Source organism: Solirubrobacter ginsenosidimutans, from assembly GCF_027587205.1.
Window position 1 is genome coordinate 1 of sequence record NZ_JAPDOD010000087.1, and the last position, 26,841, is coordinate 26,841.

General features: G+C 71.8%; 27 protein-coding genes. 18 read left to right on the forward strand and 9 right to left on the reverse strand.

The genetic code is table 11. The features are described 5' to 3' along the window. Positions 1-87: 87 nt before the first annotated feature. Positions 88-789 (reverse strand): FadR/GntR family transcriptional regulator, encoded by a 702-nt coding sequence (locus OM076_RS42700; RefSeq protein ID WP_270046329.1) that lies wholly within the window; start codon positions 787-789, stop codon positions 88-90. A gap of 56 nt (positions 790-845) precedes the next feature. Further along, entirely contained in the window at positions 846-1,403 is a 558-nt protein-coding gene (locus OM076_RS42705; protein WP_270046330.1) for an ArsR/SmtB family transcription factor, read from the reverse strand. Positions 1,404-1,723: 320 nt separating this feature from the next. On the opposite strand from OM076_RS42705, the gene OM076_RS42710 reads away from it, so the two are divergent. The 11 genes from OM076_RS42710 (at position 1,724) to OM076_RS42760 (ending at position 13,873) form a co-directional block, all read left to right on the forward strand. After that, entirely contained in the window at positions 1,724-2,281 is a 558-nt protein-coding gene (locus tag OM076_RS42710; RefSeq protein ID WP_270046331.1) for an ArsR/SmtB family transcription factor, read from the forward strand. 118 nt (positions 2,282-2,399) lie between these two features. Further along, positions 2,400-3,026 carry a LuxR C-terminal-related transcriptional regulator gene (locus OM076_RS42715; RefSeq protein WP_270046332.1) on the forward strand — a complete coding sequence of 209 codons (627 nt, stop codon included), beginning with the start codon at positions 2,400-2,402 and terminating at the stop codon, positions 3,024-3,026. A gap of 45 nt (positions 3,027-3,071) precedes the next feature. After that, positions 3,072-3,485 (forward strand): hypothetical protein, encoded by a 414-nt coding sequence (locus OM076_RS42720; protein WP_270046333.1) that lies wholly within the window; start codon positions 3,072-3,074, stop codon positions 3,483-3,485. 170 nt (positions 3,486-3,655) lie between these two features. After that, complete coding sequence (locus tag OM076_RS42725; RefSeq protein WP_270046334.1) at positions 3,656-5,089, forward strand: hypothetical protein; 1,434 nt, start codon at positions 3,656-3,658, stop codon at positions 5,087-5,089. Position 5,090: 1 nt separating this feature from the next. Then, positions 5,091-5,741 (forward strand): hypothetical protein, encoded by a 651-nt coding sequence (locus OM076_RS42730; protein ID WP_270046335.1) that lies wholly within the window; start codon positions 5,091-5,093, stop codon positions 5,739-5,741. A 12-nt stretch (positions 5,742-5,753) separates the two neighbouring features. Then, entirely contained in the window at positions 5,754-8,846 is a 3,093-nt protein-coding gene (locus OM076_RS42735; protein WP_270046336.1) for an AAA family ATPase, read from the forward strand. A gap of 20 nt (positions 8,847-8,866) precedes the next feature. Beyond that, positions 8,867-10,804, forward strand: coding sequence for an FAD-dependent oxidoreductase (locus tag OM076_RS42740; RefSeq protein WP_270046337.1), 1,938 nt, complete (start codon positions 8,867-8,869; stop codon positions 10,802-10,804). Beyond that, a complete protein-coding gene (locus tag OM076_RS42745; protein ID WP_270046338.1) occupies positions 10,801-11,376 on the forward strand; it encodes a hypothetical protein in 576 nt (191 codons plus the stop codon). Before OM076_RS42740 ends, OM076_RS42745 begins: the two co-directional genes overlap by 4 nt. Continuing rightward, positions 11,373-12,404, forward strand: coding sequence for a polyprenyl synthetase family protein (locus tag OM076_RS42750; protein WP_270046339.1), 1,032 nt, complete (start codon positions 11,373-11,375; stop codon positions 12,402-12,404). The genes OM076_RS42745 and OM076_RS42750 overlap by 4 nt, the downstream gene beginning before the upstream one ends. A gap of 8 nt (positions 12,405-12,412) precedes the next feature. Beyond that, entirely contained in the window at positions 12,413-13,132 is a 720-nt protein-coding gene (locus OM076_RS42755) for a Crp/Fnr family transcriptional regulator (protein ID WP_270046340.1), read from the forward strand. Positions 13,133-13,261: 129 nt separating this feature from the next. Beyond that, positions 13,262-13,873 (forward strand): RNA polymerase sigma factor, encoded by a 612-nt coding sequence (locus tag OM076_RS42760; protein WP_270046341.1) that lies wholly within the window; start codon positions 13,262-13,264, stop codon positions 13,871-13,873. Between the two features lie 41 nt (positions 13,874-13,914). Here OM076_RS42760 and OM076_RS42765 read toward each other — a convergent pair whose 3' ends face one another. Further along, a complete protein-coding gene (locus OM076_RS42765; protein WP_270046342.1) occupies positions 13,915-14,211 on the reverse strand; it encodes a hypothetical protein in 297 nt (98 codons plus the stop codon). Positions 14,212-14,359: 148 nt separating this feature from the next. Here OM076_RS42765 and OM076_RS42770 point away from each other — a divergent pair, with 148 nt between their 5' ends. Genes OM076_RS42770 through OM076_RS42790 form a run of 5 tightly spaced genes read left to right on the forward strand, consistent with a single transcriptional unit; the run spans position 14,360 to position 18,622 of the window. Further along, positions 14,360-14,629 carry a hypothetical protein gene (locus OM076_RS42770; RefSeq protein ID WP_270046343.1) on the forward strand — a complete coding sequence of 90 codons (270 nt, stop codon included), beginning with the start codon at positions 14,360-14,362 and terminating at the stop codon, positions 14,627-14,629. Then, positions 14,626-15,684 carry a hypothetical protein gene (locus OM076_RS42775; RefSeq protein ID WP_270046344.1) on the forward strand — a complete coding sequence of 353 codons (1,059 nt, stop codon included), beginning with the start codon at positions 14,626-14,628 and terminating at the stop codon, positions 15,682-15,684. The genes OM076_RS42770 and OM076_RS42775 overlap by 4 nt, the downstream gene beginning before the upstream one ends. 7 nt (positions 15,685-15,691) lie before the next feature. Then, positions 15,692-16,918, forward strand: a complete 1,227-nt coding sequence (locus OM076_RS42780) for a hypothetical protein (RefSeq protein ID WP_270046345.1) — start codon at positions 15,692-15,694, stop codon at positions 16,916-16,918. Between the two features lie 58 nt (positions 16,919-16,976). Beyond that, positions 16,977-17,618 carry a L,D-transpeptidase gene (locus OM076_RS42785; protein WP_270046346.1) on the forward strand — a complete coding sequence of 214 codons (642 nt, stop codon included), beginning with the start codon at positions 16,977-16,979 and terminating at the stop codon, positions 17,616-17,618. 41 nt (positions 17,619-17,659) lie between these two features. Next, complete coding sequence (locus OM076_RS42790; protein WP_270046347.1) at positions 17,660-18,622, forward strand: PAS domain-containing sensor histidine kinase; 963 nt, start codon at positions 17,660-17,662, stop codon at positions 18,620-18,622. A 13-nt stretch (positions 18,623-18,635) separates the two neighbouring features. On the opposite strand, the gene OM076_RS42795 is transcribed toward OM076_RS42790, so the two are convergent. The 3 genes from OM076_RS42795 to OM076_RS42805 are packed head-to-tail and all read right to left on the reverse strand — an operon-like array spanning position 18,636 to position 21,621. Then, complete coding sequence (locus tag OM076_RS42795; RefSeq protein WP_270046348.1) at positions 18,636-19,034, reverse strand: helix-turn-helix domain-containing protein; 399 nt, start codon at positions 19,032-19,034, stop codon at positions 18,636-18,638. 18 nt (positions 19,035-19,052) lie between these two features. Beyond that, positions 19,053-21,254, reverse strand: a complete 2,202-nt coding sequence (locus tag OM076_RS42800; RefSeq protein WP_270046349.1) for a sensor histidine kinase — start codon at positions 21,252-21,254, stop codon at positions 19,053-19,055. A 25-nt stretch (positions 21,255-21,279) separates the two neighbouring features. Further along, positions 21,280-21,621, reverse strand: coding sequence for a hypothetical protein (locus OM076_RS42805; protein ID WP_270046350.1), 342 nt, complete (start codon positions 21,619-21,621; stop codon positions 21,280-21,282). 89 nt (positions 21,622-21,710) lie between these two features. Here OM076_RS42805 and OM076_RS42810 point away from each other — a divergent pair, with 89 nt between their 5' ends. Continuing rightward, positions 21,711-22,358, forward strand: coding sequence for a hypothetical protein (locus OM076_RS42810; RefSeq protein WP_270046351.1), 648 nt, complete (start codon positions 21,711-21,713; stop codon positions 22,356-22,358). Positions 22,359-22,417: 59 nt separating this feature from the next. Next, positions 22,418-23,821 (forward strand): glutamate decarboxylase, encoded by a 1,404-nt coding sequence (gad, locus tag OM076_RS42815; protein WP_270046352.1) that lies wholly within the window; start codon positions 22,418-22,420, stop codon positions 23,819-23,821. Here the strand turns inward: gad (OM076_RS42815) and OM076_RS42820 are convergent. The 3 genes from OM076_RS42820 to OM076_RS42830 form a co-directional block, all read right to left on the reverse strand. Continuing rightward, positions 23,818-25,041, reverse strand: a complete 1,224-nt coding sequence (locus tag OM076_RS42820; RefSeq protein ID WP_270046353.1) for a cation:proton antiporter — start codon at positions 25,039-25,041, stop codon at positions 23,818-23,820. The genes gad (OM076_RS42815) and OM076_RS42820 overlap by 4 nt on opposite strands. A 63-nt stretch (positions 25,042-25,104) precedes the next feature. After that, the gene (gad, locus tag OM076_RS42825) at positions 25,105-26,502 is read right to left on the reverse strand and encodes a glutamate decarboxylase (protein WP_270046354.1); all 1,398 of its coding nucleotides are present in this window, start codon (positions 26,500-26,502) and stop codon (positions 25,105-25,107) included. Positions 26,503-26,615: 113 nt separating this feature from the next. Then, positions 26,616-26,841, reverse strand: a 226-nt coding sequence (locus tag OM076_RS42830) for a hypothetical protein (RefSeq protein ID WP_270046355.1), incomplete at its 5' end; no start/stop codon positions are given.

Here is a 26,841-nt window from a genome sequence, read left to right on the forward strand (position 1 = left end):
GCCACGGGCGAGGTCTTTCCGACCGAGCTCGGCCTGTTGCACTTCAAGCGCGCCGAGAACTAACCGGCAAAGGCGCGGATCCGCGGATCAGCCGCGCGCACCGAGCCAGCGGCGCAGCGCTCTCGCGTAGGCGTCGACCGCGTCCTCTGCCAGGGCCGGTTCGCGACTGGAGATCCCGGCGAGGATCTGCTTGTGCGCCCGGACCGCGGCCTGGTCGCGGTCGGGGGCCCGCCGGCGGCGCAGGTCGGCCAGCACGCCGTGCAGCGGCTCGTTGAGCATGGCCAGCACGGGGTTCTCCGAGAGCCGTCCGAGCGTGGTGTGAAACCAGGCTTCGGCGTGCGCGAAGGCGTCGAGCGCAGGGCCGGGCTCGAGCAGGCCGGCCGCCGCCAGTTCGATCGCGTCGGCGTAGCCCGCGAGCAGGCCGAGGTCGCCGTCGGTGGCGTGCAGGCACGCGTGGGCGGCAGCGCCCCGCTCGATCGCCGCGCGCGCGTCGACGGCGTGTCCGAGCAGGTCAGGCTGCAGGTCGTACGCGCTCGAGGCGACGAGCACTTCCGGCGCGCGCAGATCCCAGTGCTCGTACTCGTTGACGACGGAGTTCGGGCCGCTGTCATCGGCGATCACGCCACGCAGCCGCAAGATCAACAGCGCCTCGCGCAGCACCCCACGGCTCGCGCCGAGGCTGTCGGCCAGCTCCGGCACGCTGGGCAGCCGGGTACCCGGTGGATAGCGTCCGCCGGCGACGGCGTCGAGCAGGTCGAGCATCACGTCGAGATAGCGAGGCCGTCGCATCGGCGCTCATCGAAGCAGCCGGCCTGCGGCCGGTCAACGCGACGATCGGGCCGCGGTCAGCCCGACCCCGGCTCGGCCCCCGCGGGCGCGAAGGCCAGCATCACGACCTCGTAGGGCTGCCGTTCACCGTCGTGATCGCGTTCGCGGCTGGCGGCGACGATCGCCTCGAGGTCGGCGAGCGCCTCACGCAGGCACGCCGCCACCGCCGCGCGCCCCTGCTCGTCGAGCTCCAGCGGCGAGCGCGACAGGTGCGCCTGTGCGGCATCGAAGCCGCCGTCGATCGCCGCTCGCCGCGCCTCGCCCGTTGCCTGTTCGAGCGTGCCGGTCGCCAGCGCGCGCCGCAGCTCGTCGGTGAGCCCGGCCCATTCGTCGCTCTCGATGATCGTGGCGACGGTGGTCCGGTAGAACCGCGCCAACGCGCCGCGACGGCGTTCCGAGCCGACCAGTTCGACGTAGCCGTGCCGGGACAGGATGCCGGTGTGGTAGCTGACCAGGTTCAGCGGCTCGCCGAGCGTTCGCGCGACCTGGGCCGGGTTGCGCGGCCCGAGCGAGTATTCGAGCAGCAGTCGATGGCGGAGCGGATGGGCCAGAAGGCGAGCCAGTGCGTCCGGCATGCGCGAAGGTTGACAGCAGCACCGCCGGCGCGCGGGCCGGCGGACCAGCCCGCATTCCGTCCGCGGCCGTCTCGCCGGAACTCGGCGCTGCCGGACGAAACCGTCCCTGGCCGGAGACCGGCCAACGTGATCCAATCACCGGACATCCTGCGAGGTACACGGTGAGAGGAGGTGAGCGCGGATGACCATCGAGACGAGCGAACGCCCCGTCGTCGCGGAGTCGGGCTACTGGAAGGGCAACTGACGGGCGGCCGGATCCTGCCCGGCACCCCACGTCGGCCCGCCCGCACGGGCCGGCGGCCCTTGACACGATACGGCGCATGTCCGACCGGATTGCCGCGATCGCTCACCCGTTGCGCGATCGTGTGCTCTTCGAGTACCAGCGCGGGCCGGTGTCCCCGAGCGAGGTCGCTCGGCGCACCGGCCTGCCGCTGAACGTCGTCGGCTATCACACGGGTGTGCTCGAGCGTCACGATTGCGTCGAGCTCGTGCGCAGCGAGCGCCGCGGCGGAGCGCTCACGCGCTACTACCGTGCGACCGTGGCCCAGGACATCGAGGACGAGCGCTGGGCGGAGGTGCCGGCGCCGCTGCGGCGCCGGTTCGTGCTCGAGACGCTGGCCCGGGCGAGCGACGAGGCCCGGCGTGCCGCGCTCGCCGGCGGGTTCGACGGGCCGCACGGACACCTCGCGCGCTTTCCCGCCGCGCTCGATCACGACGCCGTGCTCGCCGCGGGCGAGCTGCTGCGCCGGACCGCGGAACGGCTGGTCGCGATCGAGGCCGACGCGCGCCGCCGCTCGCAGCCGCGCGACGGCTACCGCGTCGTGCTGATGGGGTTCGCGCCGGTCGAGCGGGCGGGACCCGCGGCCACCGACCGCTGAGAGGCCGGTCAGGAATCGGATCGCCCGGTGCCCGGAATCCGCGCTCGCGGGCGGTTCGCGCCGGTCAGGCGAGACGTCGTGGGGGACACGCCTCGCGGCGCCCCGTACGGTCGCGGGTGTGATCGCCGTCCTGGTCGCCGACCCACACCCCTTGTTTCGTGACGCGCTCGCCCGCCTGGTGCACCAGGACCGCGACCTGCGACTCGTGGCCGAGCTCGGATCGGGTCGCGAGACGCTCGCGGCCATCCGCGAGCGCCGTCCCGTGGTCGCCCTCGTCGCGCGCGAGCTCCCGGGCCTCGACGGCGAGGCGGTGCTGGCGGCGGTCGTCTACGACGCGCTCCCGACGCGGGTGGTGCTGCTGGACCCGGCGCCCGGCCCGGATGCGTGGGCGCTGCTCGGCGCCGGAGCGGCCGGTGTGCTCTCGCGCCGCGTGACCCCCGACGCGCTGCGAGCCGCGGTGCACCGCGTGGCCGCCGGCGGCACGGCACTGTGCGAGGAGGCCCAGGCGGCCCTCGCGGGGGAGATCCGGGCGCGCCATGCGGCGGAACGCCCGCTGCTGAGCCCGCGCGAGCGCGAGGTGCTGGCGCTGGTCGCGCAGAGCCTGTCGCTCCCCGAGGTCGCCGGGCGCCTGCAGATCGCCACCTCGACGGTGCGCACGCACTATCAGCACCTGCTGGCCAAGCTCGACGCGCGCGATCGCGTGCAGCTCGTCCTGCACGCGGAGCGCAGAAAACTGCTGGCCTAGGCGACTCGAGGTATCAACGATGTCGCCGACGAGCTCTTTTCAGTCATGTCGACTCCCGATGCAGCAACGCTCCGGTCCGCCGATCCGAAGGTGGTCGTCGGGGCGTTCGGAACGCTCTCGCTGGCCACGATCACCCTGCTCACGGTGTTCACAGTCGTCGAATGGACGGCCGCACAGACTGCGCTGCTGACCGCAGAGGTGGCCGCGGTCGGCGCGCTGTTCGCCGCCGCGCTCGCGCATCTCAAGAAGGGCACCGCCAAGGAGCACGTCGCGCTCGCGGCGACGTTCACCGCGAGCGTCTCGGCGACGCTTGCACTGGGCTCCGGTTTCGCCTGGTGGTCTCTCACCGAGGCCCAGACCGGCGCCCTGCTCGGGATCGTCACCGCAGTCATCGGCGTCGCCTCCGGCCTCTTCGCGCGCGGCAAGGTCGAGGCTCCGACGACCGCTCGCGTGAAGTAGCGGCTCGCGGCAGATCGGTCGATCGATTCAAGTAGTCGCTTGTGCTAAGTATGACCAAAGCGCTTAGCGTTTGTATGCTGACATTCCGTTAAGTGGGCTGTTGCGCTCTGGCGGGGTTCAGCTCACCGCGTACGCTCCACTGAAGTCGCTCGGGTTAGCGTTGCGTCGGTTTGGCCACGCCTGCGCAGCCAGCGGTCAACGAAAAGCTCAAGCCGGCGATGTTGAGCGTGTACTACCACGCGCTCGGTGACCAGCTCCAAACGCGCGGGTCAGCCGCGGCGCTGGTGCGCCCCGAAGTGGAACCGATGCCGCTCGACGAGGCACTCGACTGTCTGGCCCGGGATGCGATCAGGCGCGACGACTGGAGCCGGGTGCGGGAGGCACTCTGGGCGCTGATCCGCAGCGTGTCGCCTCCTCGAGGAGAGGACGACTGCAAGGAGAAGATGATCCTGGAGCGCTACGGCACCGAGCTCCCGGCCTTCGTCGCGGATCACCGCCTGTTCAACCTCGGGCAGTTCGACAGCGACCGCATGAGTTGCCGGCGCGACGCGCGGCTGTTCTCGGCCGCGCTGGTCGCGTATCCGCAGCAGCTCAGCGCGCCGATCGGGCTCTACAACCAAGAGGTCGCCACGAAGTCGAGCAAGTTCGAATCGGCCACGCGCAACACGAGCGTGCTCGGCAAGGGCGTCTCGGCCGCGGACTTCCTGGCCCAGATCGACGGGCTGCCGAGCGTTCCGCCGGAGATCAAGGACGGCCGTCGGACACCGGTGCCGAACACGCGTGAGGCCGTGTCGCAGGCGCTGAACCGGCTGGAGGACGAGGTCGGCGTCACGATCGACGGCTACATCGCCGCTTTCGCCGACACCGTCATGTTCATGGATCTGTGGCGAGAGACGAACCACTGGGACCCGTCCCAGCCCGTCACGATCTTCCCTTCCTTCAGCGTCACCACGCAGGACGCGGCGACGCTGACGACCTCGGTGACGGCCACGGCGCTCGTGACACCCGCCGAATTCCTGTGCATCACGAGGGCCATCGATCCGCGGCGGTGGCAGAAGCTCAGCGACCAGTTTCACCGCGTGCGGTTCGTGATGGACGAGTTCGCCACCCAGGCGGAGGAGATCGAGACGCCGATCGGGGAAGGCCTGCGGGCCCGAACGCGTCCGTACCTCGTCGAGGAGAAGGTCGGGGTGGCCTCCGACGTCGTCGGCGCCGAGGTCGGCTACTTCCACAACGTCCTGCAGATCGACACGTTCGACGTGCAAGTGGGAGCAGCACCCGAGAACTGCTTCGCCGACCTCGAGTTCTCCCTGTATCGCAGCCTCGACAGCAAGGTGCTCTGGGACGTCCGCCCCGGCGGGCTGCTGATCGACAGCGGCTGGACCAAGGTCCGGCACGTCTCCGATAACACGTGGCGCCTGACCGCGAACAAGACGTTGCGCTTCGCCGACCGCACGCCGCGCACCGGCTGGGACGGGCCGCTCGACTTCGGCCAGATGCTCAACTACCTCGCGCCCGCGGCGCTCACCGCATGGCTCAACAACGACCTCTACAGCAGCGAGGCCGAAGAGGTACACGGGACACACGACACGGGGGACTACTGACATGGCCGGCGACGACGACGACCGCGACGACGACGCTCGCGAGCGCTCCGGTGCGGGGCCCGAGGTCTGGGATCGCTTCGGCAGCTATCTGGGCTACGCCGGCGCGATCGGCACGACCGTGTCCAAGCGCACGATCGGCAGTTGGAATCAGATCTCACGCAACCTCCGCAGCTCCGACGGATACAAGGCCGACGACATGGCCGGAGACGCCGCACTGCTGATGGCCACGGCGATGGACAACCTGCAGGACTTCTGGGGCCTGTTCACCACGAACCCCGACGACCGCGTGATCGCCGGCCCGGTGCCGACGGCGTTCCTGGTCTTCCAGCGCGGCGTCAAGGCGGGCGAGTACGCACTGGCGGACGTTCGCTACGTCCTCGTCCCGCCGGACATCGACTCGCCACCGCGGCACGCGCGCTTCGCGCTCAACGGCCCGACGAAGGACGACGCGGACAACCTGAGCGGGGCGCTCACCGCCACGCTGGACGCCAAGCAGCGCGCCTACGAGATCACCGCGCGCAAGGCCGACAAAGCGCTCACGCCCGGCGCCTACAGCGGCTTGGTCTATCTCCGCATGGGATCGCGCGACGTGCCGCTGGCGGATTTGCGCATCCTGGTTGAAGAGCCACCACGCGCGCGAAGCGGACGCTGAGACGGCGCGACGATGGCGAGCGAGCGGATCGCGCGACAGGTCGAGAGCCTGCTGGAGAACGCCCGCTGGGCGGTCGACGCCGGCGACCACGAGCAGTCGCGCGCGTTCGCCACCGCCGTGCTGGCCCTCGACCCTGGCAACGCGCAGGCGCAAGCGCTGCTCGAAGGCTCCGCTCGCCGCTGCCAGATGACGATGATGTTCTGTGACATGGTCGGGTCGACGGCGCTCAGCCAGGAGCTCGACCCCGAGGACCTGACCGAGGTGCTGCGCGAGTACCGGTCGATCTGCGCCGGCGCGGTCGAGCACTACGGCGGCTTCATCGAGGACCGCCAAGGGGACGGCCTGCTCGTGCGCTTCGGCTATCCCAACCCGCACGAGGACGACGCCCGCCGTGGCGTGCTCAGCGGGCTGGAGATCGTGCGCGAGATCCGGCGCCGCGGTCCCGCGCTACGACGCGCGCTCGGCGTCGACCTGCACGTGCGCATCGCCCTGCACACGGGCATGGTCGTCATCGACGACGGCGGCATCGTCGGCGCCGCACCCAACGAGGCCGCGCGGCTGCAGTCGCTGGCCGACCCGGACGTCGTCTTGATCAGCGAGACGACGCAGGCGCTCGTCGAGGGGTATTTCGACGTCGAGGCGCGAGGGCGCGCGGAGCTGCGTGGCGTGCCCGTGCCCGTTGGCACCTACGTGGTCACGCGCGAGCGCGCGAGCGCCCGCCTGAGCGCGGCCGCCTCGCTCACCCCGTTCACCGGCCGCGAGCCCGAGCTGGACGTGATGGCGGCGGCCTGGCGCGACGCGGGCGAGGGCGCGGCGGCGGCCGCGATCATGCTCAGCGGCGGCGCCGGGATCGGCAAGTCGCGCTTGATCATGGAGGCGGCACAGCGGTTGCGGGCCGAGTGCCTGCTGTGTCCCTGCTCCGGCTACCACCAGACGACGAGCCTGCACGCCTTCCGCGGCGTGCTCGAGCGCGTCTGCGGCATCGAGCATGAGGACGGGCCGGCCGAGCGGCTCGCCAAGCTGCGCGCGGCCGCAGGCGACGGCGGCGACCTGCCGCTGCTGGCCACCGCACTGTCGATCCCGCTCGACGCGATCGAGCCGCCGGCCGAGATGGAGCCGGGAAAGCTCCGCGAGCTCGCCCTGCAGGCGGCTGTGGGGCTCGTGCAGTCGCACGTCGCCGCCGGGGCGGCGATGCTCGTGATCGAGGACCTGCACTGGGCCGATGAGACGACGCTCGACCTCATCGGGGTGCTGCTGCGCCGGCCGCGCCGCGGGCTGCTCGTGGTGCTCACCGCGCGCGAGCAGTTCCAGCCGCCATGGCCGGACGAGCTGGTGCGTCGAGTCGAGCTGAACCCACTCTCGCGCCCGGAGCTCGAGACGATGGCCGAAGGCGTGCAGGACTGCGGGCTGGCCGGCGAGCGCCTCGCCGAGCTGATCGACCGCAGCGACGGCATCCCGCTCTACCTCGAGGAGCTCATCCGCAGCTTCGACGCCCGCGACCCGCGCGCCCTCTCGCGCTCCATCCACGAGCCCGACCCGCGCATTCCGGCCGCGCTGCGGGACTCGCTGCTCGCGCGGCTTGCGTCGCCGGGCGTGGACCTCCCGCTGGCACAGATCGCGGCGACCATCGGCCGCGACGTCGACCGTGGGCTGCTGCAGCGCGTGGCCGGCCTGCCCGACGAGGCCTTCCAGGCGAAGCTCGCCAACCTGCTGGCCGCCCGCCTGTTCGAGCACTCCGGTGCGCGCACCGTGCGCTTCCGCCACGAGCTCATCCGCGTGGTCGCCTACGAGACGCAGCGACGCTCCGCGGCCGGCGAGCGCCACAGCCGGATCGCCGATCTGCTCGGCACCGTCGACCTGCCGGCCTCGCGCGACGCCGGCCGGGCGGCCTTCCACCTCGAGAAGGCCCACCGCTACGACGAGGCCATCGCCGCTTACATCGCCGCCGCCCGCGCCGGCCAGGAGCTTGGCGCCCACAAGGAGGCGACCACCGACCTCACCCATGCGCTCGCGCTCGTCGAGCACCTGCCGGAGGGACCGCGGCGGCTGGTCACCGAGCTCACGGTGCGCCAGCTGCGCAGCTTCAGCGCCGTCATGGCCGGCGGCTTCTCGGCTCCCGAGTCCAAGGAGGACCACGCGCGCTCGGCGACGCTCTGCGCGGCGCTCGGCTCCGGCCCGGAGATGCTCCCGAGCCTGCTCGTCGGCTGGACGTACTACTGCTCAGCGGGTGACCTGGCGGGCGCCGACGAGGTCAGCGACTCGGTGGAGGAGGTCGTCGCGACGAGCGGCCTCGACATCCCCGCGCGCGAGATCTGCAAGGGCGTCAGCCGCTTCTTCCAAGGGCGTTTCGAGGAGGCGCGGGAGCTGATGGAGCGCTTCCTCGAGCACCCCTGGGCGATCCCGGAGGGACGTCTGCCGGCCGAATGGCCGATGCCGAACGACCCCTACGTCTCGATCGCCGCCCATCTGCTGGCCACCGAGTGGATCGTGGGCCGCCCAGAGGCGGCCCTCGCCATCGCCGAGCCCGCGCTACGGCGCTGCGCGGGCCTGAGCTTCCCCTTCGGCGCGTTCAGCAGCGGCTATATCCACAGCCAGCTCGTGCTCCTGTACCGGCTCGACGGCGACCACGACGCGGCGCAGAAGCACGTGCGCGAGATGCTGACGCTGGGCGAGCGGCATGGCTTCTCGCTGTGGCTGCTCGTCGGCTCGATCCAGGATCTGATGACCCGGGTGCATCGGGGCGATCGCCTGGCACTCGACGGCGCGGTGCAGGGTCTGCGGGTGTGGCGGCAGCAGCTCGCGTCGGAAGCCTGGTCGCCGTACTTTCTCACCGAGCTCGCGATCGCCCAGACACGCGCCGGTGAACGTGCCGCCGCCGTCGCGACGCTCGACGAGGCGCTCGAGGTCGCTGCCCAGACCGGCTCGCAGTTCTTCACCGCCGAGACGCTGCGCCTGCGCGGCACGCTGCGCCACGAGCTCGGCCACCCGGGCGGCCTCGCAGACCTGCAGCAGGCCGTCCGGACCGCCCAGCACCAGGGAGCCACCGCCTTCCACGCGCGGGCACTGGACGCGCTTGGCGCCGCGAGGCCGCTCGTCGCCCCATGACGGCGAGGCGCCCGCGACGCGTGGCGATCCTCGGCGGCGGTATCGCCGGGCTCACGACGGCGTGGGAGCTCAGCCGCCCGGAGCTGCGCGACCGCTTCGCGATCACGGTCTACGAGCGCGACTGGCGGCTGGGCGGCAAGGGCGCGAGCAGCCGCGGTCTGCACGGCCGCATCGAGGAGCACGGACTGCATGTCTGGCTCGGCTACTACGACAACGCCTTCCGCGTGATCCGTGAGGTCTACGCGGAGCTCGACCGCGAGCGCACCGACCCTGGCAGCCCGATCGCCGGCTGGCGCGACGCGTTCTTTCCGGCGGGCAGCGTCGGCGCCGCCGATCGGGCGGGTGGGGGATGGGAGCACTGGGTGGCGGATTTCGCGCCCAACGACCGTGAGCCCGGCGTCGCGGGCGCGCCCGCCGGACCGCTGTCGATGGCGACGTTCGTCGTCCGCGGGCTGCGCCTGCTGGCCGATGCCGGCTCGTCGCTGCGCGAGGAGCCGCTCGCGCCGGCGGGGGTGCTGCTGAGCGCCTCGCCGCAGCCGCCGCGGCGGTCGGCGCCGGACGACTTCGCTCGCGCCGTGCGCCAGGCCGAGATCGCGACGATGATCGGGGCCGTCGAGTCGCTGCGCGTCCTGGAGGCCGGCGTGCCCGCGGGCAGCAACGTCGGCGGGCGCCTGGTCGCGTTCCTGGAGAGCACGCGCGACGACCTGCACGAACGCATCGCCCGCGATGACGACGCGCGCCGCTCGTGGCAGCTCGCGGATCTGCTGCTGGCCTGCCTGCGCGGCATCGTCGCCGGCGGGCTGATCGGCGACCGGACGGCGCTGAACGCGCTCGACGACCTCGACTTCCGCGACTGGCTGCGGCTGCACGGGGCGAGCGCGGAGACGCGCGACTCGCCGCTGGTGCGGGTCATGTACGACTTCGTCTTCGGCTACGAGAACGGCGACCCCGAGCGCCCGCGGTTCTCGGCCGGGCTGGGGCTCGCCCTCTCCTATCGCCTCTTCTTCGACTACAAGGGCTCGATCTTCTGGAAGATGCGCGCCGGGATGGGCGACGTGGTGTTCGCTCCGTTCTACGAGGCGCTGCGGGCGCGCGGCGTGCGGTTCGCGTTCGCGCACCGCGCGCAGCGGCTCCACGTCGACCGCCGGCGCGGTCGCATCGGCTCCGTCACGCTCGCGCGCCACGCGGCAGGCCTGGACCTCGCGCCGCTCGCGCGCGTCAAGAACCTGCCGTGCTTTCCCGCCCGCCCGCTGCCTCGCCCCCGCGAGCCGGCGCGGCTCATGGCGGGCGAGGACTTCGACACGCTCGTGCTGGCCACGCCGCTCGGCGTGCTCGAGGACGTCTGCGAGGAGCTGATCGCGGACTCAACGCCGTGGCGGGCGATGACCATGCTCGTGGCGACGGTCCCCACCCGCTCGCTGCAGGTCTGGACCACCGCCGACGAGCGGCGGCTCGGCTGGCCGCACCCGGGCGCGACGGTCGCCGGCTATGGGAGCCCGTTCGAGGCGTACGCGTCGATGACACACACGCTCGCCTTCGAGGACTGGCCGGCCGAGCGGCGCCCCGCCGCCGTCGGCTACTTCTGCGGGGCGCTCGACGGCCACGCCGGACCTGGCGGTGCGCGCCGGCTGGCCGAGCAGGGCGCTGACACGTTCTTGAGCGGGCCGGTCGCCCGCTACTGGCCGGGCTTTCGCCAGGACCTCGTGGCGTCGCGCTTCACGCGCGTCAACGTCGATGGCTCCGAGCGCTACGTCCAGTCGCTGCCCGGCACCGGCCGCTGGCGCCTGCGCGCCGACGCGTCGGGCTATGGCAACCTCGTGCTCGCCGGCGACTGGACCGAGAACGGCAACAACTCCGGCTGCATCGAGGGCGCCGTCCTGTCCGGGATACAGGCCGCCAACGCCGTGCGCGGGCGGCCGCTGATGGACGGCGTGCTCGGCTCCTGGAGCGTCGGTTGAGCGAGACCTGGCACGCCGACGAGCCCGATGTGGCCGCCGAGGTGTTCGCTCGCGTGCTGGCGAGCCTCGAGGGCGCCGCACCCGCGCCGGAAACCAACGGGCACGCGCCGAAGGCCAGTCGCGTGCGGCTGACGCAGGTGCGCTCGGCCGCCGCCCGTACGCTCGATCTCTACGGCGAGCTCTTCCAGCGCGCGTTCGAGACCTACGCCGACCTTGCCCAGGCCGCGCTGCAGCCGGGGAGCGACTCCGCCCCGGAGACGCCGGTCACGCTCGTCGGGCCACCCGGGGGCGAGGCCGGCTCGCCGCTATGGATCCACAACCTGACCGGGTCGGCGGTGATCGACGTGGCGCTGTTCGTCAGCGACCTCACGGCCGGCCACGGCGGGCGCATCCCGGGCGCGGCGGCCACGATCGCGCCCGGTCGCCTGCGCGCCGATCCGGGCGGGAGCGCGGGCGCGGCCTTGCGCGTGGCCATCCCGGCCGATGCGGCGGTCGGCGTGTATCACGGGCACGTGCTCTCGCCCACGCTGCCGGCGCTCGCGCTCGGCGTGCGCTTGGAGGTGGAGCCGTGAGTGCGACGATCGCCCCCGTCGAGGAGACGCTCGCGGACTACGCCCGAGTGACGGGCGAGGCGATCGAGGAGCTGCTCGGGCAGCGGCCGCGCTCGCCCTACCTGCACGCACTGTTGCGCGAGTACCCGAGCCGCGGCGGTAAGGGCATGCGGCCGGCGCTGCTGATCGCCACCTGCCGCGCGTTCGGCGGTACGACGCGCGAGGCGCTCGGGGCGGCCGCGGCCATCGAACTGCTGCACAACGCGTTCCTGATCCACGACGACCTCCAGGACGCCAGCCTGCGCCGGCGCGGGCGGCCGACGCTGCATGCGCTGCACGGCGCGCCGCTGGCCATCAACGCCGGCGACGCGCTCGCCGCACTCGCACTGGAGCCGTTGCGCGACACCACGCGGCTCGGCGGGCGCATCACCCGCCGCGTCCTCGACGAGGTGCTGGCGATGATCGTGCAGACCACGGAGGGCCAAGCGCTCGAGCTCGGCTGGCGGCGCGACAACGTGGTCGACCTCGAGCCCGCCGACTACCTCGAGCTCGTGGCCAAGAAGACCTGCTGCTACACGACGGTCGCGCCGCTGCGCCTCGGGGCGCTGATCGGCGCGCGCGGGACGGTAGCGCCGGCGGCGCTCTCGCGCTTCGGCTTCTACCTGGGGGCTGCCTTCCAGATCCGCGACGACCACCTGAGCGTGGCCGGCGCGGACGCCACCCACGGCAAGGACCCGCTCGGCGACATCCGCGAGGGCAAGCGGACGCTGATGCTGCTTCACCTGCTGCGCGCCGTCACGCCGGCGCGGCGCGGGTGGCTCGTGGGCTTCCTCGCCGCACCGGAAAACGAGCGCGGTGACGCCGACGTCGCCCGCGTGCACGGGTGGATGACCGAACACGGCAGCCTCCGCTTCGCGCGCGCATATGGGGAGTGCCTCGGGGCGGCGGCCGCGACGGCGTTCGAGGACGCGTTCGCCGACGTGCCGGAGTCCTCGCACCTGGCGTTCATCCGCGCGCTCGTCCCGTACATGCTGGAGCGCACCGGATGAGCCCGGCGGTGGTAGGTTCAGCCACGGGCACGCACGTGCACGATTTCGCGACAGCGATCGGCCCCGAGGCCGCGCAGGCGCTGCGAGAGCGCGGGCAGCGCTGCTCGTTTCCGCGCGGGCGCCCGCTGGTCTACGAGGGCCAGGTGCCCGACCGCGTGCTCTGGATCCAGCGGGGCTCCGTGAAGGTCGGGGTGTTCACGGTCTCCGGCCGTGAGGCGCTGCTGGCCTTCCGTGGTCCGGGCGAACTGGTCGGCGAGCAGTCGGCGATCGACGGCGAGCCGCGCTCGGCCACCGTCGTGACGGTCGCGCCGGTCGAGGCGCTCGCCTTCACGCACACCGCGTTCCGTTCCTTCCTGCTCGCCCGTCCTGACGTCGCGCTCGAACTGGCGGCGTTGCTGAGTCGCCGTTTGCGCGAGGCGGATGCGCGCCGGCTCGAGTTCGCCGGGCTCTCCAGCACCGGTCGAGTGGCAGCCATGCTCGTCGAGTTCAGCGCCCGCTTCGGTCGTGAGGACAACAGCGGGATCCGGATCGCCCTGCCGCTCTCCCAGGAGGAGTTGGCGAGCTGCACGGCCACGTCGCTGGAGTCGGTGGGGCGCGCGCTGCAGATCATGCGCGGGCTCAACTACATCGAGACCGGTCGGCGTGAGATCCACGTGGTCGATCTCCCGGCGCTCGAGCGCCTGGGCCGCGGGGAAGTGCCTGCCGCGCGCCCCCGGGTCGGCTCCTAAACGCCCTCTCAAGCCTGCCCGTCAAATGACGGCAACGAGGCATCGCAGATGGCCTACGCACGGCAAAAGCCCGCCGGTAGTTTCGATTGGTGAAGGAAGCCCCAATCTAAGGCCCTCGGAGACGAGCCCATGCTCCAGCACTCCCATCACGACCGCAACTACATCAAAGCGCTCGAAGCCGAGCGCCCGCGGCCCCACGACTCGCATGCGCTCGCCGGCATGGTCGCTGCGGCAGGGCGCGGCGACCAGTCCGCCTGGACGGCCCTCATCGCGCGCTTCCGCGGGCACGTCCAGCGCGTCGCCCGCGCGCATGGCCTCAACACCCACCAGGCCGACGATGTCGCCCAGGAGACCTGGCTGCGGCTCTACCGGAATCTCGAGCGCGTCCGCGACCCGCTCGCGCTGGGCGCCTGGGTCGATACGACGGCCCGGCGCGAGGCACTGCGGGCGCTCAACGACCGGCGCCGCGAGAGTCTCACCGACCAGGACATCGGCACCGAGGCCGTCGCGGACGACGACCCAGCCGACGAGCTCCTCGAGGAGCGCCGCGCCGCTCTGGCGCGCGAGGTCGCGCTGCTGCCCCCGCGCCAGCGCGAGTTGATCGCGTCGCTGATGAGCGAGCCGGCCCTGAGCTACGCCGAGATCTCGGCACGCCTCGGGATGCCGGTCGGCAGCATCGGCCCGACCCGCCAGCGCTGCGTCGAGCGCCTCCGGGAGGAGCTCGCCCCCGGGGCACGGTGAGCCGCCGGTTCGAGGACGCGAGGCCTGTTCTCGGAGTCGGGTCAGTCGCAGCTGTTCGTGTCGATCGCGCAAGCGGCGAGCACGAGCGCCACGAACAGGGCGGCGAAGAGCAGCGCCGCGGCAGCCGCCGACGCGAGCGCCCACCCGCCGGCCACCGCCGGCGCACGGGCACGCCCGCGAGCCAGCGCGAACGTCGCCAGCGCGCTCACGAGGCTTGGAGCGCCGAACAGGATCACCGCTGAGTCGTCGACCGCGTCGCCTGCCGGGATCGCTGCCAACAGCATCGCAGCCGCCGCTGCGGCAGGGACGAGCAGGAGAGCCACGACGCCGAACCGCATCGTGGCCGGGATACCCGAAGTCGCGCGAGCGCACTCGAACGCGACGCCACCTGGTTCGGGCCGCCCGCTGCGGCGTAACTCACCGCTTCACTGCGCATTCAGTCTGGAAGCGCGGCGCGCTGGGTATGTGGTGAGCATGTGCCGATTGGTGGCAGCCGTCGTGGGTGTGTGTGCGTTCGCGGCCGCTCCGGCGGGTGCCGCGACGGTCGGTGTCTACGACGGTCCGGAGCTCTCCGCGGTGGCGCTGGCCGGGCCGGATGCGGTCGTCCTGCGTCAGGCGAGCGGTGAACGGAGCCAGCTCGTGGCGGTCCCGCGTGGCGGGGGGACAGCGCAGACCGTGCTGACCGTGGATCGCATGAACTTCGTCTTCGAGGGCGAGTCGCGGCGGCTTGCGGCTCCGCGGCGCGCGTCGCGTTGATCGCGGAGATCGAAGATGCGCAGGACCGCACGGCCGAGTGGCGCGTCTACAGCGGCCCGCCGCGCGGGCCGATCGAGGTCGTGCGCGTCTTGCCGACGCGCGAGGCATGGGTGCCCGCGCTGGTCGACGTCGACGGGGATCGCGTCCTGATCGTTGAGGCGCGACCCGAGTCCGACGGCCCGATCCGCGCCTTCCTGTTCGACTCGGTTGCGGGGCTTGTGCCGATCCCGTGGGCCAAGGCGTCGGCGCTGCCGGTCGAGATCTCCGGTGGCTTCGCGGCCGCGGCGATGGCGGGACCGAACCGAGTGGCGGTGCTCGACCTGGCGACGGGCGCGGAGCTTGCCACGGTCTCGCTGTCAGACCGCGAGCGCGGTGCGGACCTGAGCCTTGCGCCGGACGGTCGCGTCGCCGTCGCGACGCGGGCGGGTGTCACGATCGCCGGCCCAGGGTCGGCGGCCCGTCTCGTGCCCGGGACGAAGGGGCTCAAGCGCGTGCATCTCGCGGGTGGGACGCTCAGCGGCATCGACAAGACCGGCCGCGCGGTCGCGCTGCCCACGGGCGGCGGCCGGATCACGATGCTGGGTCCGCCGACCGGCGTCTTCGTCGACGCCGCGGGCGACGCGTCGGGCTACGCGTGGGTCGCCAACGGCTGCGCTCACGTCGCCGCGATCCCCGTCGCGACCGCCCCGACGCGTCCGGGCGACCCCTGCCCGACCACCGAGATCGCGTACGCGTACATCGCCAGCACCCGGCTTCGCGGCCGCACCATCACCGTCCCGGTCGCCTGCGTCACCGCACCGCGCGGCGTGTGCCGCGGCACCGCGATCGCCCGCATCTACGAGGGCGACGGCAAGGCCGCCGCCAGCGGCCGATTCGCGATCGGAGTGGGCAAGAGCCGCGAGGTGAAGCTGCGCGTGACCCGAGCGGCGCTGGCGGAGTTCCGCCGTGAGGGCTTTGGGAATCTCGTGATGGACGCGCGCATCCCGCACGGGCGCATCGGCGTGGGCGGGGACGGCAGCGCCGAGTTGACCGTTTATCTGCCACGCCGCGACTAGGAGTCACATGCCCATCAAACTGCTCGCGATCGCCCCGGCCGCCCTGTTCGCGTTGGCCGCTCAGGCCCCGGAGACGCTGACGCCGGCGGGTCCGGCGACGCTCTACAGCGACTGGCACGGTGGGGTGACGCTCGAGGGCGAGCACCCCGAGTTGCTCACGGGGTTCCGTGTGGTGGTCCAGCCCGGCGGCCAGGCGGGCACGATCCGCTTGCTCGTGCATACGAGTCCCGCGTTCGATGAGGAAGGGACGCCCGCGGTCTACGTCGGCGAGCCCGTGACGCTGCCGGCCGAGCCGGGCACCTACACCTTCCCGGCGCCGCACGTCTTCGCCGACTACCGCAGCGTGATCTACGGGATCGAGCAGGAGACCGGCGGCCACGCGATCACGGCCCAGGTCCGCTGCTCGCCGGAGGACGGCGAGGGCGACTTCTGCGCGTCGCAGTCCGTCGACGTGTACCGCCCACCGCTCGGTGCGGCGCTCCCCGACCGCCGCACCGCGACCGAGGTCCAGCGCGGCCGCGAGCTGACGATCGAGCCGATCACCGAGTCCGACGTCGACCGCGACGGCGCCGGCGACGAGAGCGAGGACCGCACGAACCTGCGTGCCTCCGCGACCACACAGCGCCTGAGCGGGCACCGGCGCGCCTTCGACGTCACCATCGAGAACGCCGGGCCGCGCACCGCCGACCGCCCGCAGATAGAGGCGTACTTCCTCCCGAGCCCGGGCCTCGGGTCCTGGAGCCCGGCTTGCGTCGGGGAGCCGCGCCTCTTCAGCTCGGGTGGCCAGCAGGACGACCCGCGGCGGCAGTTCTGCTCGCTGGCGCCGCTGGCCGTCGGCGAGCGGCGCACCGTGCGGCTCGTGGTCCCGGATCTGGGGTTCGGCGACGCGTACTTCTCCGTCTCCGCCGAGGGCCGCGACCTTGCGGGCGGGGACGAGGACGCGGGACCGGAGGTCCGCGGCCCGCGGCCGCCGCTGTCGCTGGAGGTCGATGCCCGCCCGAAGTCGATCCTGACCGTTCGCGCCACGGTGCGGACGACACGAAAGGGCAGCGTCCGGCTCCAGCTGCGCCGCGGCGGCGAGTCGATGACGCGTACGGTCACGTTCCGGCGCGCGGGCAAGCGCGACGTGGTGCTCCGATCCCCGCGGCGCCTGGCCGAGGAGGACGGGCTGGTCACGCTCACGGCCCGGTCGGTCGGAGCGACCGCGCGAGCCCGGCTGCAGCCGACCTACTGAAGGCGCGAAGTGGGGCTCGGCCTGGCGACCGGATCGGCACCGCGCAATACTCATCGTCGTGCCGCTTCTTGACTCGGGCTTGGCGGTCGCGCTGTTGGCCGCTTCGCTCGCTTTCCCCTCGAGCGCGATCGAGACCGTTGCGCCGGCGCGTGCCTCGGGCGTCGTCGTCTACGCGAAGCCGGGCGGGCGCGCGCTCGTCCGGCTGCGGAACCGGACGCCGTATGGGAGCCTGCGGCGGCTGTGGGTTCGCGAGCGACGCGACGCGTGGATCAAGGTCGCCGTCGAGGACGGGCCGCACGGCGTGGGCTGGCTGCGGAGCCGAGACGTGCGCCCGGCGTCCGAACTCGAGTACCGGATCGAGATCGATCGCTCCAAGAAACGGCTGAGTGTGATCGGCGGCGGGTCGCGCTGGAGCACCAAGGTGGTGATCGGCGGCGACGCGACCCCGACGCCGGACGGGACGTTCCAGATCACCGACCGGATCGACGGCGCCCGCTACAGCGGGGTCTACGGCGCCCGCATCCTCGTGCTCTCCGCGTACGGCGACCACGCGCACACCTCCCGGGTGGCGATCCACGGCGTGCCGCCCGCCGCGCATTCCAAGGCGTTCAGTGCCGGATGCATCCGCGTCTCACGCCCAGCCCTGCTGCGTCTCTATCGGCAGGTACGGCCCGGCACGCCCGTGCGCGTCCGCGGCTGATGAGCAGCGATTCAGCCTTTGCGCCGCAGCCCCAGAGCGAGTTGGGTGACGTCTTCGATCTCGCGCACGACCTGATCGTCATCGTCGGGTTCGACGGCCGCTTCGAGCGGGTGAACCCGGCGTTCGAGCGCACGCTCGGCTATCCCTTCTCGGAGCTGCTTTCCCGGTCCTTCCTGGAGCTCATCCATCCGGACGACATCCCATGGCTGCGCCACTTGTTCGACGAGTTCGTTCGTGGCGACCGTGATGACATGATCGGCATCGAGCACCGGGTCGTCTGTCGCGACGGTTCTGTGCGCTGGCTTCAGTCGAACTCGCGGGTGATTCCCGAGCGAGGTCTCGTCTTCGCCGTTGCCCGGGACGTGACCGACCGGCGGCTGGCCGACGCGGAGCTTGCTGCCTCGCGTGCACGGATCGTGGCCGCTGCCGATGACGAGCGCCGGCGGGTGGTGCGCGATCTGCACGACGGGGCTCAGGCGCGCCTCGTCCACACGATCATCACGCTCAAGTTGGCGCGCCGGGCCGTGGAGAACGGGGCCGATGACGCTCCCGACCTGCTGAGGGAGGCCCTCGACAACGCGGAACGCGCGAAGGCCGAGCTGCGCGAGCTCGCGCACGGAATCCTCCCGGCGGCGCTCACCCGCGGCGGGCTCCACGCGGCCGTTGAAATGCTCGCTTCGAGAACGCCGGTGCCGGTGGAGAACGACGTGTCCGTGGGCCGGCTCTCCGCCGCCGTCGAGGCGACCGCCTATTTCGTGGTCGCCGAGGCGCTGACCAACATCGCAAAACACGCGGGTGCCCGGCACGCCGAAGTCATGGCGCGAATCACGGACGGCACACTGTCCATCCACGTCCGCGACGACGGCATCGGCGGCGCCGCACCCGACGGGAGCGGTCTCATCGGGCTCGCGGACCGTCTCGCCGCACTCGGCGGCCGGCTCCGCGTCGAGAGCCGTGCTGGCGGCGGCACGCTGATCGCGGCCGACATCCCGGTGCCGGCTTAGCCTGGATCCAGGCTTAGTCGAGATCGCCGAACACGTCGTCGGCACGCGCCGACGCCCAGCCGGTGCGGCTCAGCACCCAATGGCTCCTGGTCTCGCTCACCAGTCCGTCCTCGGCCAGTGCCGTCAGGGCGTCATGGACAGCCTCGGCGGGCATGCCGAGGAGTCGTGCGATGCGGTCGACCGTGTCGTCGTGCGGGTGGTCGCGAAGGCATCCGAGCACACGGCGAAGCAGGTCCGAGCGCGGAACCGAGATCACCACGTGATTTTCGCCACGTCGACCGGTCGTTGCACCGATCGCTCCGCGCCAGGTCACGGCCATGACGGTGAGCGGGCCGACCAGGCGCGACGCATCACGCCGCACGCGGATCGCCGGACTCGCGGTCCTGACGCAGCGTGACGGCGCGGTACCCACCACCGCAAGCGTCCAACGCTACGAGGGGAGCGGCAGATCCAATGCCAGGACGGTGCCGGCTCCGCGTGGGCTGTTGATGTACAGGCGGCCGCCCAGGGCCGCGGCGCGGTCGCTCAGCCCGAGCAGCCCGTGACCCGTCGGGTCGGCTCCGCCGATGCCGTCGTCGCGCACCTCGACGTGTAGCGTGTCTTGGTCGAGGCGGGCGGTCAACGCGGCCCTCGTGGCCTGGGCGTGCTTGACCGCGTTGGTCAGCGCCTCGGCCACGAAGAAGTACGCGCTGGCCTCGATCTCGGGCGAGAGGCGCGGGATCGCGATGTCAGCGTCCACCGGAATGTCGAGGCGTGAGACGACGGCCTTCACCCCGGCCGGGAGGCCGCCGCGCGTCAGCGCCGAGGGGAGGATCCCGTGGGCCAGTTCGCGCAGCTCGGCGTGGCTCTCCTCCGCGTGCGCGCATGCCTCGGCGAGCAGCGCGTCCACTTGCGTGCTGTCTTCAACGAGCGCTTTGCGCGCGAGCTTAAGCGTGATGATCGTGTGCACGAGACGCTGTTGTGCGCCGTCGTGGAGGTCGCGGACGACCTGGCGACGCGCCTCGTCGCCCGCGGTGAGCACGCGGGCGCGGGACGCGGTGAGCTGGTCGCGGCTGTCGGCGTTGGCGATCGCACTGCCGGCGAGCTGGGCGAACTCGACCAGCCGGTCTTCCGCGTCGAACGGCGCGTGGTCGGTGTCGATCCAGCTCGCTGTGATCGCGCCCCACAGCGCGCCGTCGACGACGATCGGAGCGCCGACCGACACGCGGATGTTCCCGCGGCGGGCGATCGCGGCGATGCTGCCGGCCTGGCCGTCCGTGAAGTTCAGACGCGTCGAGCGGCCGGTATGCACGACCCGGCGCGTGACGCTGTCGCCGTCGAGGGGCACGCGCGCTCCAGGCCGAACGATCTCGGGGTCGGTTCCGCGAAGGGCGAGGATCGTGATCTCATGAGCGCTCGTGGCGCGCACGAGACTGACCTGGTCGGCTCCGAGCAGCTGGGTCGCCTCCTTGAGCACGGCGTCGAAGACCTCAGCCGGCGCGGCCCCTTGGGCGACGAACGTCGCGACCCGCCGAAGCGCGGCCTGCTGCTCGGCCAGGCGTCCGACTTCGGCGCGCGCGTTCGCGTTGGCGATCGCCGTGGCAACGAGGTTCGTGAACTGCGACACACGATGCTCCGTCTCGGGCGGAAACGGCTCGGAGTCGTACTTGGCGACGACGAGTGCCCCCCAGAGCCGGCCCTGGACGAGGATCGGCCCGCCGACGGCCGAGCGGATGCCATGCTGCGCCACATGGCCGGCGATCGTGCCGGCGGCCCCTGCGTAGTCGTCCACGCGCACCGGCATTCGCTCGCGCAACACCCGCGCGATCACGCCGCTGCCATCGACGGGCAGTTTCGCGTGGAGCCGGATCCCGGCTGGGGGCTGCTCGCCGGACACGGCCATCACCGTCGCTGCGTCGGGCGCGTCGTAGCTCACGATCGCGGAGTCGATGTGGTGCCCAAGGAGGCTCGTCACCTCTTGGGTGATCCTCACGAAGAGCTGCGCGGGCGGCGTCCCTTCGGCGACCAGCGTCGCCACGCGCCGCAACGCGGCCTGGTCGTCGGCAAGGCGCGCGATCTCACTTCGCGCGGCGGTGTTGGCGATCGCGGTACCGATCATCTCGGTGAACGCACCAATCCGGGCCTCCGCGTCCGACGGCAGCGAACTGCCGTCGACGACCGCTGCCGTCATCGCGCCCCAGAGCCGCCCGTCCACCGTGATCGGCGTCCCCACGCCCGCGCTGATGTCGGCTTGCCGGAGCCGTTCGGCGAGCGGTCCGCTCGCCCGTGAGTAGTCATCGAGCCGCGCCGGACGGCGCGTCCGGAACACGAGACCCGTCACGTTGTCGCCGTCGAGCGGCTGACGGTCTCCGATCGGCAGCACGTCGTCTCGCCGGGAACCCCAGTTGCCCACGACCACCGCCGTGGGAGTAGGGCCGGCGTCGTAGCGGAACATGCGAATCTCGTGCACGCCGAGCACCTCGCCGAGTTCCTCGGCGATGCCCGCGAACACGTCGGCCTGCGACGCCTGCCGCGCCACGAGCGTCGCGACGCGCCGAAGCGCCGCCTGCTCGTCGGCGAGCCGCGTGAGCTCCGACGAGATGTCACGATCGGGAGCTTCCACGGCCGGCGCCCGGGATACGGGCTCAGCCATGCGGCTCAACTTACACGACGCGCGGCTATCGCATGAGGCGCGCGACGATCCACAGGAACCAGAGGTCGAGGAGGGCGCCGACGGCCACCGGCAGCCACTCCCAGCCGCTCACCGAGTTCGAGTTGATCGCCCACATCCACGCGTAGAGCAGCGTGGTCCAGGGGGCCACGACGAAGCCGACCGCAGGGATGATCCAGCTGCTGTACGCGTCGTCGAGCCCGTAGCTGAAGATCCAGAACCCGAGGATCCACAGGCGCGGGAAGAGCGCGAACATGAAGAGCACCGCCGCGGCGATCAACCCATCCGTGTTCGCCGTTTTCTCTGAACGCTTGGGAGGCCGCGGAAGCTGGCGGAAGGTCTCGGTCATCGCGTCAGCGATCCTCGGCGCGGTGCGGCGCGGGTTCATCATTCGATGTGGGTGATTCCATCGGACGGCGGAGCGCGGACGATCCGCCGATGAGCCGTGAACGCTGGATGGCGCTGTTGTTCGTCCTCGGCTCGTCCTGCTTCCTGATCGGCCCGTTCCCGGGCTACGTCGAGCTCGTCGGGCCGGGCGCCGACGCGGTGACCTTCTTCGTCGGGTCGATCCTGTTCACCGCGGGCGGGGCGATGCAGGTGTGGCTCTCGCTGGACGGGCCGCGCTCGGCGCAGTGGGTCGCCGGCGTGCAGTCCGCGGGCACGTTGTTCTTCAACGCGACGACGTTCCGGGCGATGGACACGTTGCTCACGAATCCCGATTACGACCGGCTGGTCTGGCGTCCCGACGCGCTCGGGTCGATCTGCTTCCTCGTCTCGGGCGTGATCGGGTATGTCGCCTCGCCGCGGCGTGGGTGGCGGCCGCTGCGCGGCGGGCACGCATGGTGGGAGCCGTCCGTGAACCTCCTCGGCTGCGTGTTCTTCGGCATCTCCGCCGTGGCGGGGTACGTGGTGCCGGACCACGGGTCGATGCTCGACTTGGCCGCCGCGAACTGGAACACGGCGCTCGGCGCGGCCTGCTTCTTGGCCTGTGGGGTCGCGACGCTGCGGACCGGCCACTCCTCCAAGTCGCATCGGCGACGCCCGCTGCGCGCGCTGGAACGAAAGATTCTCACCCCAAAGGGATGACGACGTAAGCCCGGGAATCCGGGAGTCTCACGCGAGTCTGTCGTCACAAGGGAGAAGCCATGTCGGTCGGTCAGCACCCCACCACACCGCCCGCGCCAACGAACGGGGCGAGCAGCTACGGCAACGAGTTCCTGCTCACTGACGCGCCAGATCACCGCCTGCCGCAGCGCGGGATGGCGGCCGACGACGCGATGCGGCTCGTCGGGGAGGAACTCGTGCTCGACGGGATCCCGTTCCGCAACCTCGCCACGTTCGTGACCACGTGGATGGAGCCGCAGGCGCAGCGCGTGATCGCCGACAACCTGCATCGCAACTACATCGACCACGCCGAGTATCCGCAGACGGCGGAGATCGAGCAGCGCTGCATCCGGATGCTCGCCGACCTCTTCCACGCTCCCGGCGAGACGACCGGTACGCGCACGCAGGGCTCGTCGGAGGCGATCATGCTCGGCGCGCTGTCGCTGAAGTGGAAGTGGCGTGCGCGCCGCGAGGCCGCCGGAAAGGCGACGGACCGGCCGAACCTCGTGTTCGGCGGTGACGTCCATGTGGTGTGGGAGAAGTTCTGCCGCTACTTCGACGTCGAGCCGCGGATCATCCCGCTGCAGCCGCACAAGTTCACGATCGGGCCCGAGGACGTCGAGCCGCACGTGGACGAGAACACGATCGGCGTCGCGGCCGTCCTGGGCACGACGTTCACGGGCCACGCCGACGACATCGTCGGCATCGACGCGCTGCTGCGGCGCCTGCGCGACGAGCGCGGCCTCGAGGTCCCGATGCACGTCGACGGCGCCAGCGGCGCCTTCGTGTGGCCCTTCCTCTATCCCGACTCCGAGTGGGACTTCCGCCTGGAGACGGTGCACTCCATCAACGTCTCGGGCCACAAGTACGGGCTCGTCTATCCGGGGCTCGGCTGGCTGATCTTCCGCGAGCCGGCCGACCTGCCGGAGGATCTCGTGTTCTACGAGAACTACCTCGGCAAGCGCGACGCGACCTTCACGCTGAACTTCTCCACCGGCTCGAGCATGGTGCTCGCGCAGTACTACAACTTCGTCCGCTACGGGCACGAGGGCTACCGCTACATCATGGAGTCGATGCAGCGCAACGCCCGCGCGCTGGCCGAGGAGATCGTCGCCATCGGCGAGTTCGAGCTGGTCGGGGAGCCGGGCGCCGAGCAGCTGCCGCTGGTCGCGTTCAAGCTCACCGAGAACCCTGACCGCGGCTATGACGAGTTCGACATCGCATCCCAGCTCGCCGCCGAGCGCGGCTGGATGCTGCCCGCGTACACGCTGCCGCCGAACGCCGAGCACGTGACGATCATGCGCGCCCTCGTCAAACGCGCGCTCGGCCACTCGCTCGCGACCACGCTCGCGCACGACATCTCCGACGCCTGCGCGACGCTCGCCGTCAAGGGCGGGCTCCACGAGCTCGATCGCCGGCGAGTGAAGACCGCCACCGGGTACTAAGCCGCGACGGCGACCTGCGCGGCGGGTGGCTCCTCGACCGGGGCATCGCCGCGCAGGCGCAGTCCGAGCATCGGGAACACGAGCGTCGAGAGGACCGCGGCGCCGACGAGCGACGCCGCCGTCGACGAACGCATATGCCCGGTCTCGCGGGCGAGCGTCGTGATCGCGAGCACGAGCGGCAGCTGCGTCGACGTGAACAGCGCGAGCGCGAATCGGTCGCGCCGGTTGAGCACGTCGCCATAGAGCAGCATCGCCGGCGTGCCGCGGACCACGAGGAACAGCCCGAAGAAGAGGAACATCTTCAGCACGCTGCCGATGCTGGAGAACAGCGCGGCGACGTCGAGCTGCATCCCGCTGACCACGAAGAAGAACGGGATGAACACCCCGAAGGCGACGGCGGTGAGCTTCGAGTCGAAGCCGGTGACCTCGCGCTCCTTGAGCACCTGGCGCGTGATCATCCCCGCCGCGAAGCCGCCGAGCAGCAGGTCCAGCCCGAGCTCCGACGCCAGCAGCGCGAGCGCGAACACGAGGACCACGATCCAGCGCACCGCGAGCTGGGAGCTCTTCTCGATCGTCTGTTCGAACAGCGCCACCGTCCGCGACTTCGAGCGCACGGCCATCACCGCCACCACGACGGCGAGCACGACGAACGCGAGCAGGATCAGCGCGTTGTGCACCGTGCCGCCCGACGAGAGGATCAGCGTGAGCAGCAGGATCGGCCCGAACTCACCGACCGCGCCCGCCGCGAGCAGGTAGCCGCCGAACCGCGTGCGCAGCTCACCCGAGTCCGACAGCACCGGGAGCAGGGTCCCGATCGCGGTCGTCGCCAGTGCGGAACCCGTATACAGGAGTGACACGACGATCCCGGCCGCCGCGAGCATCCCGCCGATCCCGTAGGCCAGGGCCAGCGACAGGAACCAGCCGGCCACCCCGAGGCGCAGGGGCAGCCCGGCGATCCGGTGCAGGTCGATCTCGTAGCCGGCGAAGAAGAACAGCATGCCCAGCCCGAGGCTGGCGAAGAAGGTCATGAACTCGCTCACCTCCAGCCCGAGCACCTGCGGACCGATCACGACCCCCAGGAGCAACTCGGCGACCACCGTCGGGACGAGCAGCCCGCGCCCGGTGAGCATGGCCGCCAGCGTGCCCGCGACCGCAGCCGTGCCGACGACCGCCAGGAACGCCGCGGGGTCGACCAGCGGGTAGGCACCGATCACCAACACCCGCGCGAGACTCGCAGCGCCGCGAGCCGGCGCCATCACCCCGGTCGGGTGATTGCATCGACCTCAGTGGTGGAAGCCCGCGCGCGTGTCGGCGGTGGGCACCGGGAGGTGGCCCGCCAGGGCCTCGACCTTGGAGACGGCGTGCCGGAGGTCGTCCAGCAACAGCGACGCGAGGTCGTGCGAGAAGCCGTTGCGCACGCAGACGCGCAGGACGGCGAGGTCCTCGATCGCGGGTGGCATCGGATAGGCGGGCACGATCCATCCCCTGAAGCGCAGCGCCTCGGAGACGTCGTAGACCGTGTAGCCCGCGACGTCGGGACGCAGGGCGAAGGCGAAGACCGGGAGCTCGCTTCCGTCCGAGAGCAGCCGGAAGGGCTCGAGCGTCGCGATCTCGCCGGCGAGCCACGTGGCCGTGTCCCGGGACTCCTGTTGCACGCGCCGGAAGCCTTCGCGACCGAGCCGGATGAGCTCGTAGTACTGCGCGACAACCGGTGCGCCGCCGCGTGAGAAGTTCAGCGCGAAGGTCGGCATCCGCCCGCCGAGGTAGTCGACCTCGAAGATCAGGTCTTCGGGCAGCGCGGCCTTGTCGCGCCAGACGGCCCAGCCGACGCCGGGGTAGACGAGGCCGTACTTGTGTCCTGAGGAGTTGATCGACTGGACACGTGGCAGGCGGAAGTCCCATACGAGCTCGGGGTCGAGGAACGGCGCGACGAAGCCTCCCGAGGCGGCGTCGACGTGGATCTGCACGTCGAGTCCTGAGGTCGCCTGGAGCTGGTCGAGCGCGGCGGCGATCTCGGCGACGGGTTCGAAGCTGCCGTCGTAGGTCGAGCCGAGTACGGCGACGACGCCGATCGTGTGCTCGTCGCAGTGCTCGACCGCCGCGGCGGCGGTGAGGTGGGGGACGTCGGCGCTAACGGGCACGAGGCGTGGTTCGACGTCCCAGTAGCGGCAGAACTTCTCCCAGCAGACCTGGACGTTGGCGCCCATCACGAGATTCGGGCGCTCGGCGGACAGGCCGGCGGCGCGGCGCCGCTCGCGCCAGCGCCACTTGAGCGCGAGCCCGCCGAGCATGCAGGCCTCGCTGGAGCCCGTCGTCGAGCAACCGGTCGCGCCGTCCTCGTGCTCGGCGCCCCACAGCGAGGCCAGGATGTTCACGCAGCGCCGCTCGAGCTCCGCGGTCTGCGGGTACTCGTCCTTGTCGATCATGTTCTTGTCGAGGCACTCGTCCATCAGCTTGCGGGCGTGTGGCTCCATCCACGTCGTCACGAACGTGGCCAGGTTGAGCCTCGCCTGCCCGTCGAGCAACAGCTCGTCGTGCACGAGCTGGTAGGCCGCGTCCGCCGGGAGCTCGCCGTCGGGGAGCCGGAGCCGCGGCACGGTCGACTCAGCACCGGGCCTCGCGAGCTGCGGGCGGATCGTCAGCGGGAGGTCGGTGTCGGGTGTGGCGCGGTGCAGTGGCAAGGTGGCCTCCTGGTGATGGGGGTGCGCCGATCTTCCTGCTTCGCCTCCACGAACGTCCGCCGCCCCGAGCGGGGGCTCGGGGCGGCGGGGGCGACGCGGGGAGGCGGAGGCGATCAGGCGGTCGGCACCGCAGCCATGGCCTGTGCGCGGGCCTCCTCGCGATTCTGCTCCGGGACCAGGGCGCGGAACGTGAGAACCGCGAAGCCGAGCCCGGCGAGCAGCAGCGCGATGCCCATGACGATGGCGAAGGTCGCGACCTGCTCGGCGAAGTAGGAGGTGTTCAGGGCGGTGGTCAGTGCGGTCTCGGTGACCCAGATGTTGCGCTGGGCGTTCGCGACG